The sequence below is a fragment of the Paenibacillus sp. W2I17 genome, from assembly GCF_030815985.1.
GTDB lineage: Bacteria > Bacillota > Bacilli > Paenibacillales > Paenibacillaceae > Paenibacillus.
The window spans coordinates 6,679,391-6,697,346 of record NZ_JAUSXM010000001.1 but is presented as its reverse complement, the minus strand read 5'-3'; the positions used below and the strand labels follow the sequence as shown (position 1 = coordinate 6,697,346).

Below are 17,956 nucleotides of genomic sequence, written 5' to 3'. Positions count from 1 at the left end.
ATTAAAAAGAAATTCCGTCATCCCAAGGACATCATGCTTTCTGATAAATGGAAAAAACACCTCCTGACAAGTCAGAAGGTGTTTATTGATTTGCTTTATTGCAGAAATTGTTGAACTGCTTGATTTACCAGTTTGCCGTCCGCTTTGCCTTTAACTTTCGGCATAAGGGCCGCCATGACTTTCCCCATCTCGGCTTTCGAAGAAGCACCGGTTTCCTGGATGGTCTGCTGTACAATAACTTTAATTTCTTCTTCGGTAAGCTGTGTGGGAAGGTACTGGATGAGTACTTCAATTTCCGCTTTTGCATTTGCCGCGAGATCTTCACGGCCCGCTTTGTCAAATTCTTGGAGGGCATCTTTGCGCTGTTTGATTTCACGACTCAGGATATCAAGCACTTCGTTGTCATCCAAATCTCTTTTCAAATCTATTTCAAGATTCTTGATCGTCGAACGAATCAACCGAATGTTGGAGAGTCTGAACTTGTCCTTACTCTTCATCGCTTGCTTCATATCTTCGTTCAATCGTTCGCTAAGATTCATGTAATTAAAATCCTCCTAAAACTTTCTCTTACGAGCAGCCTCGGACTTTTTCTTGCGCTTTACGCTTGGCTTCTCATAATGCTTACGTTTCTTCACCTCAGCCAATACGCCATCTTTAGCGATGGAGCGTTTAAAACGACGAAGTGCAGCATCAATAGTCTCGTTTTTGCGAACTTTAGTTTCAGACACCAGTTTTCCCTCCCTCCGACCAGACCGTCCAAGAGCAATAACACGGTTCATCATCTTACATTATAGGCGAAAGATAATAAAGGTGTCAACCTCAATGTAATGATCACTTATTTGAATCCATTTTATAACTCAAAGGTATTATGAAATGAATTCATTATATAAGCATTTGGTCACACATTCGTGGATTTAATGCATATGACTAAATCCTCAATATTAGTACCCATTAGCTCGTTTATTTGTGAGAATCGGACAGACTTGTCAACACGCCAAGTCTGGTACCACCCAACAAATGGTAATGCAGATGATGAACGGTTTGTTCTCCATCCTTACCACAATTGTTGATTAAGCGATATCCTGTTTCCTCCACGCCAAGACGCTTCGCCGCTTCTTGAGCAGCCAGATGAATCTCGCCGATCAATGGCAGATCTTCTGCGGTAACTTCATTCATGGAAGAAATATGTTTCTTCGGAATGACAAGAACATGTGTCGGTGCAGCGGGCTGGATGTCATGAAAAACGATAACATGGTCATTCTCCAGTACTTTATTGGAGGGAATGCTGCCCTCTACAATTTTGCAAAATAAGCAATCCATAGTTCATACCCTCCTTTGTATTCCAGTGTATGTATTCCCCTCTATCATACTAAAAGTAAAAACCCACGTCCAATCTCTAGACACACAATTAGGTAATCTAGGTCAACTGTCCATCTATCATCAAGCCGAACACTATACAACATTGGAAGTATACCAAGCCATTTTATCGAAATATGGTTTTATCACGCACTTTTCCCAATTAAACAAATATGTATGGTTAATGACACACAAAAGGAGATTGGTTAATTTGACCGTTTATCAACATGTACAGGAACTTATAGGTAATACACCTCTGCTTGAATTAACTCGATATCCATTACCGGAAGGAATCCGCCTGTTCGCCAAACTGGAATTCATGAATCCTGGAGGAAGTGTGAAAGACCGGATCGGCATTTTTTTATTGGAGAAGGCCTTGGCACGAGGAGATGTTAAGCCAGGTGGAACGGTAATCGAAGCTACCGCAGGCAATACAGGCATTGGTCTTGCAATGGCGGCTGTAGGCCTGAATTTAAAGGTCATTTTCACGGTACCTCAGAAGTTCAGCGAAGAGAAGCAGCAGTTGATGAAAGCCCTTGGAGCTAAGGTCGTGAACACACCCACGTCAGAAGGTATCACTGGTGCCATACGCAAGGCGGAATCGCTGGCGAAAGAAATACCGGGTTCGTATATTCCAGGTCAGTTCTCCAATGCGGATAACCCACTCGCACATTATGAACATCTGGGCCCTGAGATTTGGCGTGATCTGAACGGTCAGGTGGATGTATATGTCGCCGGAGCCGGGTCTGGCGGAACTTTCATGGGAGTATCTCGCTATTTGAAGGAGCAAAACCCGTTAATTAAAACATGTATCGTAGAACCCGAAGGTTCGATTCTCGCAGGAGGTCCAGCGGGACCACATCGTACAGAAGGAATAGGGGTCGAAACGTTATCTTCTTTTATGGATGTGAGTTACTTTGATGCCATTCATACGATCTCAGATGAAGATGCCTTTGAGCGGGTCAAGGATCTAGCCTTGTTGGAAGGCTTACTGGTAGGAAGTTCCTCAGGTGCAGCTATGCAAGCCGCATTAAACGAAGCTGTTCACGCAGCTCCCGGAAGTAACATCGTTGTTATTTTCCCGGATAGCAGCGAACGGTATTTAAGCCAAAATATCTATAATGGAGGACAATAAAATGAGACCAAAAACCAAACTGATTCATGCAGGTATTGTTGGTGATCCACACACTGGAGCAGTGAGTGTACCGATCTATCAAGTAAGCACGTATGAGCAAGAATCGGTTGGCGTACACAAAGGATACGAGTATTCACGAACAGGGAACCCTACCCGTCATGCGTTGGAAGAAGTCATTAAAGAGCTGGAGGATGGCGTTCGAGGTTTTGCTTTTAGTTCGGGAATGGCTGCAATTCACGCTGTACTGTCTCTGTTGGAAACTGGAGATCACGTCATTCTGACGGATGATGTATACGGCGGGACTTACCGCATTTTCACCAAGGTGCTGAATCGTCTGGGGATCGAGTCTACCTTTGTAGATACCACCTCACTACAAGCACTGGAGCAAGCTTTGCAATCTAATACAAAGGCCATCTATGTAGAAACACCTACCAATCCGTTACTCAAGGTCACCGATATTGCTGCTGTAGCGAAATGGTCGAAACAACATGAGTTGCTATTCATTGTGGACAACACGTTTAGTACGCCTTATTGGCAAACTCCGCTGGCTCTGGGGGCAGATATTGTATTGCATTCTGCAACAAAATATATCGGTGGGCATAGTGATGTCGTGGCAGGACTTGCGGTTGTCAACAGCGAGCAACTTGGTGAAGATCTGCATTTTATTCAAAATGCAATTGGCGCAGTTCTGGGACCTATGGATTCCTGGCTGTTAATGCGAGGTCTTAAAACATTGGGATTGCGAATGGAAGCGCAAGAACGCAATACAGAGCAACTTGTGACATTTTTGAATCAGCATCCAACAGTGAGCAAAGTCTATTATCCCGGGTTGCCCGACCATCCACAGCACAATCTTGCTTCCACGCAAGCCAGAGGATACGGCGGTATGGTTTCCTTTGATGTAGGCAGTGCTGAAAAAGTAGATGACGTGTTAAGCAAAGTCCGTTATTTCACATTGGCTGAAAGTCTGGGCGCGGTGGAAAGTTTAATTTCTGTACCTGCCCGAATGACACATGCTTCCATTCCCTATGAACGTCGGCAAGAATTGGGGATCACGGATGGTTTGATTCGTATCTCCGTTGGGATCGAGGATGTTGAAGATTTACTTGAGGATTTGAAATCCGCATTAAGTTAAGGGCATTTTGAAACCCATGCTGGCTGATACTCGCGAATGGGTAGTCGACGATTTTCTAAGGAACACAGGGCGTCTTATTTGATGTTCAAGCACTTATTTGAAATTATGAGGAACATCAGGCACGTTATTTCCCAAAACACCCTCAAAAAAATGCTGAAAACGGCTCTTTATTCGGTAATAACGTGTCTCAGACTCCTTAAAATTTTGCGGATGCTTCAAAGCCGTTAATAAGATGCCTCAGATTCGTCAGCGCTCACATCATGCTCTGCTCCTCCAACCGTGGGCAAGAGAACAGCATCGATTCCACACGAAGCGAAGCTTTTTATCGGAATAGAGAATTAAAGCTTTTTCGGTGTCTTGATCGTAAGCTTGCACATAGGCACGTTCTCGCATATTCAGGATGCAGTACACCGATTGCTGCTGCGGACGTTCAGGCCAGGTCTGCTTTCAGTAGGTTTAAATACAAGTTATGTGCTATCCGTTCATCTTCGATCTTACACTAATCAGGTTCAAAAAAAGGTCATGCCTTACAGAAGTTCGCTTCTGCACAGGCATGACCTTTTGGATGTTCGTATGTTGCCAGTTGTATTGCAATGACTGTTGCGATACATCAGGCTGAGACTTCGTATGTGATAAGACTTCTATATTCCATACTGTATAGTAGCATGAACAAAAACATCCATCCTCAGTTTGTATTTTCGAGGATTTTCATAAGAAGCATGAGAATGAATCACTGTAGTTATGCCTGTTTTTTTCAATTTCAATAGTACGGTAAAAGGGTTAACGCTGTAAGCGCAAATAACGGGAGCACCAGTCGGTTAAAACGTCTACGGCCATAACCATAATACGGATAAGGAGTAGGGTACCCGTATCCTGGGTAAAACCCGCGAGTATGACCTATCGGGTAGTTTGCTCCGGGCATTGCATTCGGAGCCCAGTTCGCATGATTCACCATGGCTTCTGGTCCAACGGGAACAGCCAAGTAGATCATTTCGTCATCCACATTTTCCATAATGCCATCGTAGTGCATACCATCATTCATCTGTACACATACATAACGGTGCATATGTTCCTTACATATTTTCTTCGCTTCCACTTTTTCCACTTGCCAACGCCTCCCTGATTCTGCTCTTGATCACCTTTTCATGGTATTCAGAACTGGGCGAATTGACACTACTGACGAAAAAACACAAAAAATGAAGCACCCCGTGAGCGGCTTCCTTGGAAGTCTGCTGCGCGGACATCTATTCAGGAAACGTCCTGATCAGATGTCCGCCGGGGTACTTAAATAAAGTTTGTCGGCTTAACTGTAGTATAACAGCCGGATGAACCTGTATCTGTGATGTAACTCACTCCACTATGTTATAAAAGCAAGAAAAGAAATATTTTTACATTATCAATTCGGTAATATTCAGTTGCTTGGACTATAAGAGCTTTTATCATTTATTTCGCTGAGAATTGGGGTAGAGAGAAGCGTACTGCTTCCCTCTTTTCTCCACGTTCTGCTCTTCGATCGGTGACAGATCACTACTCGTAACAAACATACATCCGCACTATATTTTCGGCATTCTGGCCCAAGTCCGTATTGTAAGCGGATATGCATCATACACGTTTCCCTCTACAGGGTCTCCAAGACCACACGTGAGCCGTTTCCGGCCTCACCTGCTGGAATCACCACAAGTTTGCGCGGCAAGCGTGCACGCAGTTCAGGCACGTGACTGATTACACCAACAGCTAATCGGTCGTCATGCAATTTTTCCAAAGACGTAATGACGGTATCCAACAGCTCAGGGTCAAGGGTACCAAACCCTTCATCCAGGAAGAAGAATTGAAGTGGGTACTGACCTCGCAGCTGAATCTGGGCCGACAGTGCCAAGGCCAGCGACAATGAGGTCAAAAACGTCTCGCCACCTGACAACGTTGATACCGGTCGTTTGACTCCCCCGTTGGCATCATCACAGATCACAAAACCGCCACCGGAATCCACCTCCAGTGAATAACGCTGTTTGGTCAGGAAGCGCAGACGCTGAGATGCCGCATGACTAACCTGCATCAGTTGTTCTTCGGCAATATACTCGACAAAAGCATTGCCTCTGAACGCGGATTGCAATTTGCTGAGCAGCTCACCTTGACGGCTTACCTCCACCCGCTTGTTCTCCAGTTCGGTCCAGCGAACATGTCGCTGCTCCACATCCTCCAGATCACGTTCTGCACGTGCTTTGGCACGAAGGGCAGCCTCATCCTCAATTCGGACCTGCTGCAAACGTTCGGTGCAGGCTAACCACTGTTCCTCCGATACGACAGCTCCATCCAGCTTTTGTTCCAATTCACGCAACTGGGATGCCAGTTCACGCTCACGTTCACGGTGCTGCTGGATCTCTCCTGCCAGTCGTTCTGCTTCCTGTGAAGGAATTGCCGCCGATACAACAGCATCATCCGAGTCAAACGGAGATTTTTCCAGCAATTGCTTCCACCGTTCCTGTGCCTGTTGCAGATGTTCTGTGGCCGAGGCGGCTGCCTGCTGTGCCATGACGTCTTTCTTGGCTGATTCCTGCTTCAGTGTATCCGCTTCTTTGAAGCGTTGTGCCGAGTCCGAAGCTGTTTTCCGCAGTCCATCCAGACGAGCCTGAGCCGCAGTAATCAGATCTTCTACCCGCTGCTCCCCAACCCACTGGCGCAAACGTTCTTCCTTCTCTGCCAGCTGTTTGCTATTGCCCTGCCACTCCGTTTGCCACTGAATCAGTTGTTTTTCCAATTCCACCAGCTTCTGCTGGAGAGATTGGATGATTTGGTCTTTTTCATCAAGGAACGTCACGCTTTTGTTCAGACGTTCCTTGATGTCTTCGGCGCGCGCATCGCGCTCCTGCATCGCCTGATAGAGGGCCTTGGCCTCCTCCTGAGCGATGCCCGGCAGTTCCGCGGCCCAGCGGCCCTGCAAGGCAGCCGCTGCAGCCTCGCTCTCGGCCAGCTTGCGCTCCGCCTGGGCGAGCCCGGCACGGCCGGCCTCCTGCGCAGCTGCCGCTTCCATGCGGCGCTGCTGCGCGCCCACAGCCGCCTGCTGCAACGCGGCGGCTTCGGCCTGGAGCGGCGCTGTTGCGGCAGCCAGCGCCTGCGCGGCTTCGCGCAGCGCAGCGGCACGCGATGCCCAGCCTGCCGGGGAGCGCCCATGTTCGGGCGACCCGGCGGGCTCGGGCTCCGCTGCCGCAGGCGCGGCCTCGGCTGCGGCAGGAGCTTCGCCGGCCGCAGCGCCAAGCTGCGGCAGCAGGCTGCGACGTTCGTGCAGCTGCTGGCGCAGCCCAAAGCGCAGCTCCTGCAGCTCCGCGTGCAGGCTGCGCAGCAGTTCCAGGTCCGCATCGCCTGCGTGCGGACCTTCTCCCGGCCGCGCAGCCGGGAGCGGGTGATGCGGCGAGCCGCACACCGGGCATGGCTCGCCGTCACGCAGCTCGGCGCGCAAGGCGGAGGACAGCCGGTGCAGCTCCTGCTCGCGCATTGTGCCACGCAGCTGTTCCTCCGCAAGGGCCAGCAGGCTTTGTTCGCGGCTAATATCCTGCTCACAGGCAAGCAAGGCCTCAAGACCTGCTGACGCCTGTTCTACCAGATGCTGACGCTCATCACTCAGGCGTTTTTCTTCCTCAGCCGCCGCCTTCAGCTTGTCGGCTCCCTGTTCTGCCGACTGCTTATAGGCTTGCATGTCAGCCTTATTTTGCTGCAACTGCTCCGCGGCAGTATCCACACGATGCTTCAGTTCAAGCGCAGCCTGCAGCTGTCTGCGTTCCTCTGACTTCACTTCATTTGGCTTGAGGCTCTCCTGTAGTTCCTCACGTCGTTTGCGTCCACGCTGTTGCAACTCCTTTTCTTTCTCAAGCTGCTGCCCTAGCGCAGTCTGTTCGCCCTGCCCCTGTTCCAGAAGCTGCGCGAGGCGCGAGCAATCGGCCTGAAGCCCGTCCCGTTCCCGTTGCAGCTCTTTTGCTTGTTCGAGTTGCTCCAGGCGCAGCAAAAGTTTCGGTTCTTCCTCAGTCATTTGCTTACGTGCCGTCTCAGCCTTCTCCGCTTCCTGAACAGCCAGACGCTCATGTTCCAGTGCTTGCTGATGAGCTGTCTCGGCGGTATCCTGCCGCTGCTTCTGTGTAGCCGTGGCATCTCGAACCGTCTGCAACGCAGGCAGTATTGCATCTGCCGCAACGGATTGTTTCAGCCGTTGTTCCCCTGCCTCTATCTGTGGTTCCATTGCTTTCAGCTTCTGCTGTTCATCTGTCCGAGCCTGCCGTTCGTTACTTAACTCACGAATTTTGCCCAGTTGTTCAGCTTCCTTCGCAGCTTCATCCAGTGCTTTGCGGGACAATTCAGACTGCTGAACAGCGGTTTGAAGTAGACGTTTCGTTTCTTCCAGCGTCTCCTTGCTGGCATTGCCCAGTCCCTGTTGCTCCGCAGCAAGAGATTGGTGAACCATATCATTATCCTTGACCCGCCGACTTAATTTGATGGCCAACTGATCCCCATACTTCTCCAGATGGAACAATCGTTGCAGCATCTGACGACGTTCGCTGCCTTTAAGTGATAAAAACTCGGCAAACTTCCCTTGCGGAAGAACCACTGCCCGTGTAAAATCATCCATCTTCAAACCGATCACATCTTCAACACAGCGATTCACATCTGCCAATTTGTCGGCAAGTACCTGTTCTTCGCCATTAATCGTCTCTATGAATTTGCTGATCGTGTTACTCACCGACACTTCATTATTTCGTTTGAAACGTCGCTCTACCCGGAACCTTCGAGTGCCTTCCGCCGACATCAGTTCAAATGTAAAAGCAACTGACAACGAATCTTCTGCATGGTTCATAATGCCTTGCGTCCCGTTCACCGCGCGTTCCACTTTTCCGTACATGGCGAGTGTGATGGCATCGAGCAAGGAAGATTTACCACTGCCCGTTGGACCAAAAATACCGAATAGTCCCGTCTCCGTCAGCACGGTAAAATCAATCTCCTGCATCTCCCGATAGCTTTGCAGTCCGGCAACTTTTAATAAAATCGGCTTCATCTTTCCTCGACCTCCTCACGCACACCCGGCTCGTCTTCATCCACAAGTTCCAGGAAAAGCTGTACCAGGCTGTCTTCCGGCTGTGCACCACCGGTCTGACGCTGATAGAATTTGCGGAACAGTTCATGTACAGGCAGCTCGGATCGTTGCTCCAAAAGGCCTGCTGCAGCCATCTCGGGATACACCGGGCGAATATGGATGATACCTTCATGTGATTTTCGCAGCTGCTGAATCTCCTTCAGGGACATCGCCTCGTCCAGCCACACTTCCATGTCGATAAAAGCCTGTGGATCACGTCCCTCGTCCAGCCAGCGATATACTTCTGCCAAACCACCACGCGCCTGCCAACGCACAAGCGGACGCCCGGACGTTAACAAAACTTCCTCCACCTGTGCAGCTCCGCCCGGTGCCAGATCAACCATCGTAACAGACTTGCTCTGCCCTGCTTCCGAGAAGCTGTAGGCGAGAGGAGAACCGCTATATCGAATCACACCGTCTCCTTTGACAGCCTGTGCACGATGAAGATGCCCAAGCGCCGTGTATTGCGCACCAGTCGCTAAAGATGAAGGGTCGACCGTGTAGGCCCCACCGATCTGAATCGGACGTTCCGAATCACTCTCAAGTCCGCCGAGCACATAGATATGGCTCATGGCCAAGTTCACGGTATCCGGGCGAAAAGAAGCTGCCAGACGCTGCATTAACATGCCCACACGGTGACTGTATGCCTGACGAAGCACATTTTCGTCACCATCTGTTGTCAGCAGTTCATTCAATCTGGCTTCAGAAGGATAAGGTAATGCGGCAATCTGTGCAATTTCTCCGGTTCGCTTTGCATGGATGGTTACCGCTTCTGAAGTAGGCATCCCTACGAGTGTAATGCCCTGTCTGTTCACAAGTGGAGTTACAGAAGCTACACGTTCTGGCTGATCATGATTTCCAGCAATCACCACAAGAGGTCTTCCATGCTCCGTCAGACGTGCTGCCGCTTCATAAAAAAGCTGTTCCGCCGCTGCGGGAGGATTCACCGAATCATACACATCTCCGGCCATCAATATGGCATCTGCCTGCTGCTCATCAGCGACCCTGACGAGTTCATCAACGAAATCTTCCTGTTCACGCAGTCGGCTTCGTCCTTCCAGCGTTTTTCCCAAATGCCAGTCCCCTGTATGCAGAATACGCATCGTCCGTTCCACCCCTCTCCCATATGAAATCCATGGTTTTAAATTCCGATCCAGTTCCTTTACAATTCCACTGCATGTCCACCATCAAAAAAGTACAGCCATTTCCGGTCAACTTTCCGACCTAATATATCTTCAATAGCCCGTCCATACAGATCTAGCTGGAAGCGATAATTTTTGGTAAGTTCATCCAAACCACCACGATGCTCCAAAACTCGATCCGTCTTGTAATCAAGCAAGACAAGCTCGCCGTCCACCTCATACAGACAATCGATAATCCCCTGTACAAGCACGGTTTCATTTTCAATCGTTGCCTGCATTTTGCTACCTTCTTTTAGCATCTGTATATCTGAGTTCGCCGCCCGTTCATGTAGCCATTCCACAGGAGACTGATGTGCCGGAAGTCCATACACAAACGGAATCTCCCGTTTTACCCACGCTGCACGCAACAGCTCTTTCCCTGGTTCTGTATCGAAAAATTCGACCAGTTCTTCGAGTTCGATAGCCTCCACGTGGTGGGGCAGCAAAATCTGAAGCTCTACCAATCGCTGAGTGGTCTGCTCAATAAGCTGTGAATCAATGGCCGATCCATCTATAGGAAGATGCTGCATCAACGTATGATACACGTTCCCCCGTTCTGCCCCTGTCAACTGCGTTGCCTCCATGAATTTGGGACGACGCAGGTGCAGTTTGAAAGACGTACCTGCAGATCCCGCATCCGGAAGGTTCACCGTACCGTTTGAATCTGTCCATGATCCAGTCTCACGCTCGTTAGATTCATCGGATACGCCACGTAGTACATGGCCTGCTTCATCTTTGGTGTAATTGATTCCTGGGGTGTTATAATCCAATAATTTCTCGGACTGTTCTCCCAGTTCCTCCATCACCTCTACGGACTGGATGTCCTGCATCGCAAGTAACGTTTTCAACTCCGTGACAGATGTGCTGGCTGCCACTTGAGTTGCTGCTTCATAGGGGTACGTCCAAGAAAGCCGTTGATCAACCTCCTGGATCAGCCGTGTCTCCTCTTGTTGAAGAGCTACTGTATCTGCACCTTCATCTTCAATGTTTTGGTTAGCCGTATCTTGTGCAATCTTCGTCAGCTCTTCTACCGTTGAGGATGTAACCAACTTCACAGGCTGAACGGCTTTTAGCGCAGCAATTCGTTCTTTCCGTACCTCAGTCATCCCGTCTTCTTCTCCGAGTGTCTGATCCACCACATGGTCACGGGATACCTGATCGGCGGAAATAATAGAGATCGCCCATCGTGATTGATCATCTGCAAGACAGGCTGAGAACGAATCATTGCTTCCAGCAAGTTCACGCAGCACAACCGCATCTGGATGTCTCATCAGGGATGGTCCAATCCAGTCCAGGTAACTCCGTCCAGCAGCAAGCAGATGGTCTGGCAATGCCAGTTTAGGGCTATCTTTGACCTGAGACCACGCCAGCGCTTTTTTCGCGGCATCTTTTACGGTACCCAGCAGAATCATTTTCTCTTTGGGACGGGTCAACGCAACATACAGCACACGCATCTCTTCAGCAAGCAGTTCAAATTGCGCACGACGACGAATCGCCAGATTGGCTAATGTAGGATAGGCAACCCGGTTCTCACGATCCACAAACCTCGGACCAAATCCTAGTTCCTTATGCATTAGAAACGGCGCGTTCAAGTCCTGCTGATTAAACATCTTGGATATGCCACCGACAAAGACAATTGGAAACTCCAAACCTTTACTCCGGTGAATCGTCATGATACGTACGGCGTTGTCCTGCTCACCAGAACTACTTGTTACAGTCCCGAGGTCTCCCCCGTTTTCCCGCAGTCTGGAAACATAGGTCAGGAAACGGAACAAGCCGCGATTCGCAGTTGATTCCTCATATTGTCGTGCGCGATCGTACAATGCCTTAAGATTACTTTGACGTTGCAGTCCTCCTGAAAGACCACCAACCCAGTCCAAATAACCGGTTTCCCGATACATACGCCAGATCAGTTCACTTAGACTGCCTTGTCTTGCCTCAAGTCTCCACTGCTCCAATTGACGCATAAAGCGAATTAACTTTTGCTGTAACTCCGAGCCTGAGATCTCCGTTATGCTCAGATCCTCACTTGCATGTCCCGCAACACCAGCATCTTGCATTCCATCTGTATGCAATGTATGCACATCGAATTCATAGACATCATCCAGGATCTCTGCCTCGACTGAAGCTGCTGTCTCCCGCTGTCCCTGTTCAATCTCTGACCAGGCTTCCGGCCACTGTAACTGGACGATATTGGTATCAGGATGATTATCCTGCCGGGATTGTTGTACGGCATTAGTGGAAGAATCGCTCCACTCTCCAGCAGCCGATATAACCGCATCATAGAATGACTGTCTTTTGTCACCGAGCCGAATCTGTGCCAGTTCTTCTTCATCCAGTCCTACAATCGGGGAACGAAGCACGGAAGCAAGCGGAATATCCTGCCTTGGATTATCAACAAGCTGAAGCAGAGACATCATGATTTCCACTTCTGTAGCCTGAAAATAACCCTTGCTCTGTTCTCCTCCAGCAGGAATTCCCTGCTGTCTGAATTCCTCAATCATGAGCGGAGCCCACATCAAGGTTGAACGCAGCAAGATAACCATGTCACCGTAACGTGCCGGGCGCATCGTTTGCAGGGCTTTGTCATATACATGGAGGGCAGGTTTGTCCGTATCCCCAACCATCTCACGAATACGCCTTGCGATCGCCCTTGCTTCCAACTGGGCTGTTTCAAGTTCGGCACTCTCCAGTTCTGCGGAGACCGATGCATCCCCATTCTCATCCGTACTCTCTGTCAGATCAGGACCACCACCCTGACGATCGATCAGCATGATTTCAGGTGTATACGCCTCATCACCAAGTGTTTCTGACGGAAAAGTAGCCCCATATGCCAGTTGAGCTCGTTCATCGTAAGCAATCTCTGCCACACCTTCGTTCATGAGTTGACGGAATATCATATTGACCGAATGCACGACTTCTGCTCGACTACGAAAATTCCGCGCAAGATCAATACGTTGACCTGTACGATGCAGACGATCTTCCACCATTCCATCCTCACGTGTGCTCGCTCCATACTGGCGATACTTGTTCATAAACAGACCCGGCTCGGCTAACCGGAAACGATAGATACTCTGTTTGACATCACCGACCATGAATCGGTTACCCGGGTTTTCTCTGGAGATCAGTTTCACGATATCTTCCTGAACCGTATTGGTGTCCTGATATTCATCAAGCAAAACTTCATCGAATCGCGAACGGTACTCCATAGCCGCATCGGAAGGCATCGACACTTCAGGCGTTGAATCCTCATGTCGTAAAATGTGAAGACAGTAATGCTCCAGATCACTGAAGTCAACTTGTCCACGTTCCTGTTTGGCCTGTCGATAACGTTCTCCAAATGTACTAACCAGCCTCGACAACTCCTGCATAAGTGGTGCCGCCTGCTCCAGTTCCTGCCAGAACGAAAACGCAGTTCTTCCAAACAATGAGCTTTTCAGATCGGTAACTGCCTTTTTCGCAGCCTCACGGAGTTCCTTCACCTGATCTTGTAAAGCAGGGTCCGTTTGATCCTTTTTGCAGGGTTTCAGTTTGCCAAATGCAGCGGGTTGAAACACTTCAGGCAACCTTTCCCATGGCATAACCTGGGCCGCAGACAACAGCTCTTCTACCATCACCAGGTCTTCTTTTAACGTATCTGCATAAGGTGCCGGTCCTTCAGGCTGCATGGAAATATGGATGCCTTGACGAAGCAGTCCTGCTGCACCACTCAAAGCAAGAGCCGCATCACGCAAAATACTCTGAACCCATGCTGAATGTCCAAGTGCCTCCACACTTTCCACCTGAAAAGCAGATGCCATCTCTGAGAGCCAATGATCCGGCCAGGAATGACTGCGGGAGAAATCATACAATCGTTGCACCAGTCGATGCATCGCATCATCATTTCGTTCTCCACTGAACCAGTCCACCAATTCGCGGAATGTACTACCTTCATCTTCTTCGCCATACTTTTCCTCAAATAGTTCTTCGAGTAGTTCCTGGCGCATGATTTCCGCTTCATTTTCATTCAGGATACGAAAAGCCGGGTTCAACGGAATTTGTTGATAATAACGGCGAATGACTTCCATACAGAATGAATGCAGCGTTGTAATAGATGCCCGTCCAAGCAGCGACAGCTGCTTACGCAGATGCTCTTCTCCAGGCTGTTCTTCAAGCGCACGTTCCAGCGCTTCCCGAATCCGTTGTTTCATCTCGGCGGCGGCCGCTTTGGTAAATGTAGCTACAAGCAAGCGATCCACACTGAATCCTTGGGAGGGATCTGCAATCTTGCGAATAATTCGTTCAACCAATACAGCTGTTTTGCCTGATCCCGCCGCAGCGGCAACCAGAATGTCTTCTCCGCTTTCCGAGATGGCACTCCACTGGTCATCACTCCAGAAGCTTCCTTCCGGTTTTGGCATATTCGTCATGATGTTTCCCCTCCCTTAGTGTGAGATAACATATCCCAGATTTGCTGTTTGCCCGGTTTGGACAACAGGTTGTATTCATTTCCTTCTATATTCTCATCAAACTGACAAACAGGCTTATACGGACAGAACGTACACGCCACTTCCTGCTGAATACGATAAGGCTCAATGGCCACATCCCCATCCGTAATCCGGGTACCAATCTCACGGATATTACTGCGAACCGAAGCAAGCAGCGTATCCCATTGCTCTGGCGTAGCTACAGCGGCGCTGCTATAAAAGCTTCCGTCCGCCTTAAGGGCAACTGGAATAATCGCTGAATACCCCTTATCCAGGGTGTTGTCCATTTGAGCGATTGCATCCCGATCTGCCAGCAGCAAACCTTTCATTTTGAACCGTTTCAGCAGTTCTTGTCCTGCCTGCTCCGATGTCATGCCGTTTGCGGATTGCAACAACGGGTTATGCACATGGAAATACAACGTTCCTCCCGGCATCGCCGTTTCCCCAAGCCATTCTTCGGCAGCACTAAGCAGCACCTCCAGGTAGGTGAGCATCTGCAATGACAGACCATAGTACACTTCATGTAACTTGAGGTCCGTCTGGCTTGATTTGTAGTCAATGACACGCAAGAGCAGACCATTCTCGCCTTCTGCCACATCCACACGGTCAATCCGACCCACGATCTCCATCACACAACCGTTCTCCAGTTCAAAACGCAGTGGCGGCAGGGTTTTATCCGGTCCAAAATCAAGTTCCAGCCCAATCGGTTCAAAACTTCCACGTCTGGACTGTTCACCGAGAATAACGGATGCCCGGCTAACAATGTCCTTCAATTTGCGGAAAATATAACCGTATCGCTTGGTGCTTAGCAAAATCCCCCCTTGCAGCTGTGGTGCAATCTGCTCCACCGTTTGCTCGGCTTCCTTGCGGCATTGTTCTGGAGTCAAGCTGCCCCAACTACGGTTTTCCTCACGCAACCGCATAGCTAGCTGGCTTAGTGCAGCATGAAACAGCTGTCCGATATCAGGAGCCTGAAGGCGGTACAATTGCCGTTCTTTGAGGCGTAGCCCATGCGAAGCAAAATGAGAGAACGGACAAGCAACAAACCGCTCCATTCGCGAGACACTCGTCCTCACCTCTGTACCATACAGTCTGCGACTGGTAGCTGTACGTAGTGGCAATGCTCGATTACGATAAAAGATCGATCCCATCAACCGCTCCAGCTGAGGTCTGCTTGTCTCCCGAGATACATGCCAATTGTAGACCGCCCACCACATTTCAGGGATTTCTTCTCCTCGGCGCCATTTGCGCAATTGTCCAATGAGCGCAGACAGACTCTGACCTGGATGGGTGACATAGGACCAATGCGCCTCTTCCGAGTTCGCAATCGGTGGTTGAGCGAGCAATGGCTGTTCTTGTAAACCAAACATCTTCCGTACATGGCGGACAATCTCGGAAGGAAGCAGTGCTTTCCCCTCATCATCAGCAACCGGGTAACTCAGCCACAACTGGCTGCTTGCGGCTGTAAGTGCCGTATAGATCAGGAAACGTTCATCCAGCATCTGCCTTGTTGCACTTGGTCCAAGCGCCACACCTCTTTCCGTCAGTAACGCTCTTTCCAGTTCCGTTAATACGCCATCATCCTGAGGTACGGCGGGTAATTCACCATCAACGGCGCCAAGGATAAATACGTATTTGATGTCCTGAAGACGTGTTCGGTCCATGGAACCAACCAGTACCTGATCAAGTGCTGGTGGTACCAGACCCAGCTTCAGTTCCGTCAATCCGGTCTCGATCATCCCGGCAAACAGCGTGATATCCAGCCGTTCATTCCCCATCATATCGACCATCTGATCCAATAAATCCAGCACAGCTCCCCACATCTGCCGATGTTCTCTCGACCGTTCGGGGTCACCTTGTGCCTTAGCTTCAGCAGACATGTTCTCCAGCTTCCATGCAATCTCAGCATCTTCCAGCAGTCTGTATAGTGCCTCGCACTGGGCTTTGGCTGTCTTTGCCTTTTTCATTCGTTTCTCAAAAACACCCAAGGAATCTGTAATGACCGTTCGGCAACTCTCCATTAAAGAAAGCATCTGGTCCCGTCCTCGACTACGGCCATCCTGACCGTTGTCTTCGAGCGACAGGCTTGGTACATACTTCCACGGTTTGCCGTCAGTCCAGCGATACCCGTGAATACCACAAGCCAGTACATAATTCTCAAGCTGGTCCATATCTTCACGAGTGATGGAACCATCACGCGGAAGCAGCAGATCCGTTTTGACACAGCGAAATACATCCTCGTAACGCCAGTGGCGCCGAACAATATCCAGTGCGGAACGGATAAACTCGGACAATGGATGATGAAGTTCATTTCTTCTGCGGTCCAGAAAGACGGGTACGCCATAATCCCTGAATAGAGGTTCAGCTATATCAGCGTAGGTATCCAACTGCCGGACAAGTACTGCCATATCCCGGTAACGCGCACCTTCGTTTTGTGCCAGGCGCCGCATCTCACGCAGTGCCCCCTCCATCTCAGCACGTCGGTTCTCCGCTGCAACCAGTCGGATTCCGGAATCAAGGCCTTCACTTTTCCAACGAATTCGCCGGTCGAAACCAGCCTCCAGATGAGCAAGTCCCGGACGATCCTTGTATCTCGGTGGAATCTCCGAATCTAGCACGGTTATATCGCTCGGTATACCCAGTTCGTCAGCCATCCCTTTCAGGCGCGCATAGGCACTTGCCGTGGGATAGAACAGTTCCAGTTCCCCAGGCAGTGCGCCGTGATCATAAGGACGATCCAATGTCAGTGCAATGGTCACGGAAGAGGACTGCAACATCAGTCGACCAATCACACTCATCTCCTGTGGCGTGAATCCCTGAAAACCATCAATCCAGATCTGGGCATCTTGCAGCAATGCACTTTCCGACAAACGATCTGTCAGCTCAGTCAACGTGTCTTCATCATCAATATATAAATTGGTCAGTTCCTGTTCATAGTCACGATATATCAGATTCAAGTCATGCAACTTGTCCTCCAGAATCGGCGAAGTGGATGAGGTATTCCCTCCAGACAGCCCGTCTTCCAGCAATGTTGGATCAACTTCATAACGTTTAAATTCACTATATAAGTCATTTAATTCGCCTATAAAACCCAGCTGGCTGCCGGATGCACCAAACAGCTTCAATTCTTCCTTACGGCGCTGGATGACTTTATAGAGCAGCATCTTTTTGCCTTCGGCTCCGATCGGAATACGAGCTGAACCGCCGGCTTCCTGCATTACGCGATAGGCTAAACGGCGAAAGCCCAGCACTTCTGCACGCATCGTACCTTTAATTGCTCCAGAAGACACCAATGCCTGCTCTGTTCGAAAAGAACTCTGTTCCGGAACGAGTAAAATCAAAGGTTTACCTTGCGGTTCTTGTTGAAGCAGGGTTGTAATTTCCCGGGTAATCAGCGAGCTTTTGCCGCTGCCTGCCCGGCCAATAACAAAACGAACGGACATGTCTAATCCTCCAAACCACACGTACAAGATTTTAATTCCCAGTATAACATATCTGACTTGGTTCGGAACATACGTTTGCCACTATTCGGTAAAACCGGAGATCATCTCCGTTAACACAGCAAAA

At 49.6% G+C, this 17,956-nt stretch carries 10 protein-coding genes; 2 read left to right on the top strand and 8 right to left on the bottom strand.

Going from position 1 to position 17,956, the window contains the following annotated elements:
• Nucleotides 1-95: 95 nt before the first annotated feature.
• The 3 genes from QF041_RS29735 to QF041_RS29725 form a co-directional block, all read right to left on the bottom strand.
• A complete protein-coding gene (locus QF041_RS29735; protein ID WP_017687237.1) occupies nt 96-539 on the bottom strand; it encodes a GatB/YqeY domain-containing protein in 444 nt (147 codons plus the stop codon).
• A 15-nt stretch (nt 540-554) separates the two neighbouring features.
• Entirely contained in the window at nt 555-728 is a 174-nt protein-coding gene (gene rpsU, locus QF041_RS29730) for a 30S ribosomal protein S21 (protein WP_005547957.1), read from the bottom strand.
• A 232-nt stretch (nt 729-960) separates the two neighbouring features.
• Entirely contained in the window at nt 961-1,320 is a 360-nt protein-coding gene (locus QF041_RS29725) for a histidine triad nucleotide-binding protein (RefSeq protein WP_076288086.1), read from the bottom strand.
• A gap of 247 nt (nt 1,321-1,567) precedes the next feature.
• Between QF041_RS29725 and QF041_RS29720 the strand changes: the two genes are divergently transcribed.
• Complete coding sequence (locus QF041_RS29720; RefSeq protein WP_307416708.1) at nt 1,568-2,491, top strand: PLP-dependent cysteine synthase family protein; 924 nt, start codon at nt 1,568-1,570, stop codon at nt 2,489-2,491.
• Nucleotide 2,492: 1 nt separating this feature from the next.
• Complete coding sequence (locus QF041_RS29715) at nt 2,493-3,626, top strand: bifunctional cystathionine gamma-lyase/homocysteine desulfhydrase (RefSeq protein WP_307416707.1); 1,134 nt, start codon at nt 2,493-2,495, stop codon at nt 3,624-3,626.
• 760 nt (nt 3,627-4,386) lie between these two features.
• Here the strand turns inward: QF041_RS29715 and QF041_RS29710 are convergent.
• From QF041_RS29710 to addB, 5 genes are all read right to left on the bottom strand, one after another.
• A complete protein-coding gene (locus tag QF041_RS29710) occupies nt 4,387-4,731 on the bottom strand; it encodes a hypothetical protein (RefSeq protein ID WP_036674796.1) in 345 nt (114 codons plus the stop codon).
• Between the two features lie 513 nt (nt 4,732-5,244).
• Entirely contained in the window at nt 5,245-8,664 is a 3,420-nt protein-coding gene (locus tag QF041_RS29705; RefSeq protein WP_307416705.1) for an SbcC/MukB-like Walker B domain-containing protein, read from the bottom strand.
• Nucleotides 8,661-9,845, bottom strand: a complete 1,185-nt coding sequence (locus QF041_RS29700) for an exonuclease SbcCD subunit D (RefSeq protein WP_307416704.1) — start codon at nt 9,843-9,845, stop codon at nt 8,661-8,663. The genes QF041_RS29705 and QF041_RS29700 overlap by 4 nt, the downstream gene beginning before the upstream one ends.
• Nucleotides 9,846-9,904: 59 nt before the next feature.
• Nucleotides 9,905-14,332 carry a helicase-exonuclease AddAB subunit AddA gene (addA, locus tag QF041_RS29695; protein ID WP_307416703.1) on the bottom strand — a complete coding sequence of 1,476 codons (4,428 nt, stop codon included), beginning with the start codon at nt 14,330-14,332 and terminating at the stop codon, nt 9,905-9,907.
• A complete protein-coding gene (gene addB, locus QF041_RS29690; RefSeq protein ID WP_307416702.1) occupies nt 14,329-17,832 on the bottom strand; it encodes a helicase-exonuclease AddAB subunit AddB in 3,504 nt (1,167 codons plus the stop codon). The genes addA and addB overlap by 4 nt, the downstream gene beginning before the upstream one ends.
• Between the last annotated feature and the right edge of the window lie 124 nt (nt 17,833-17,956).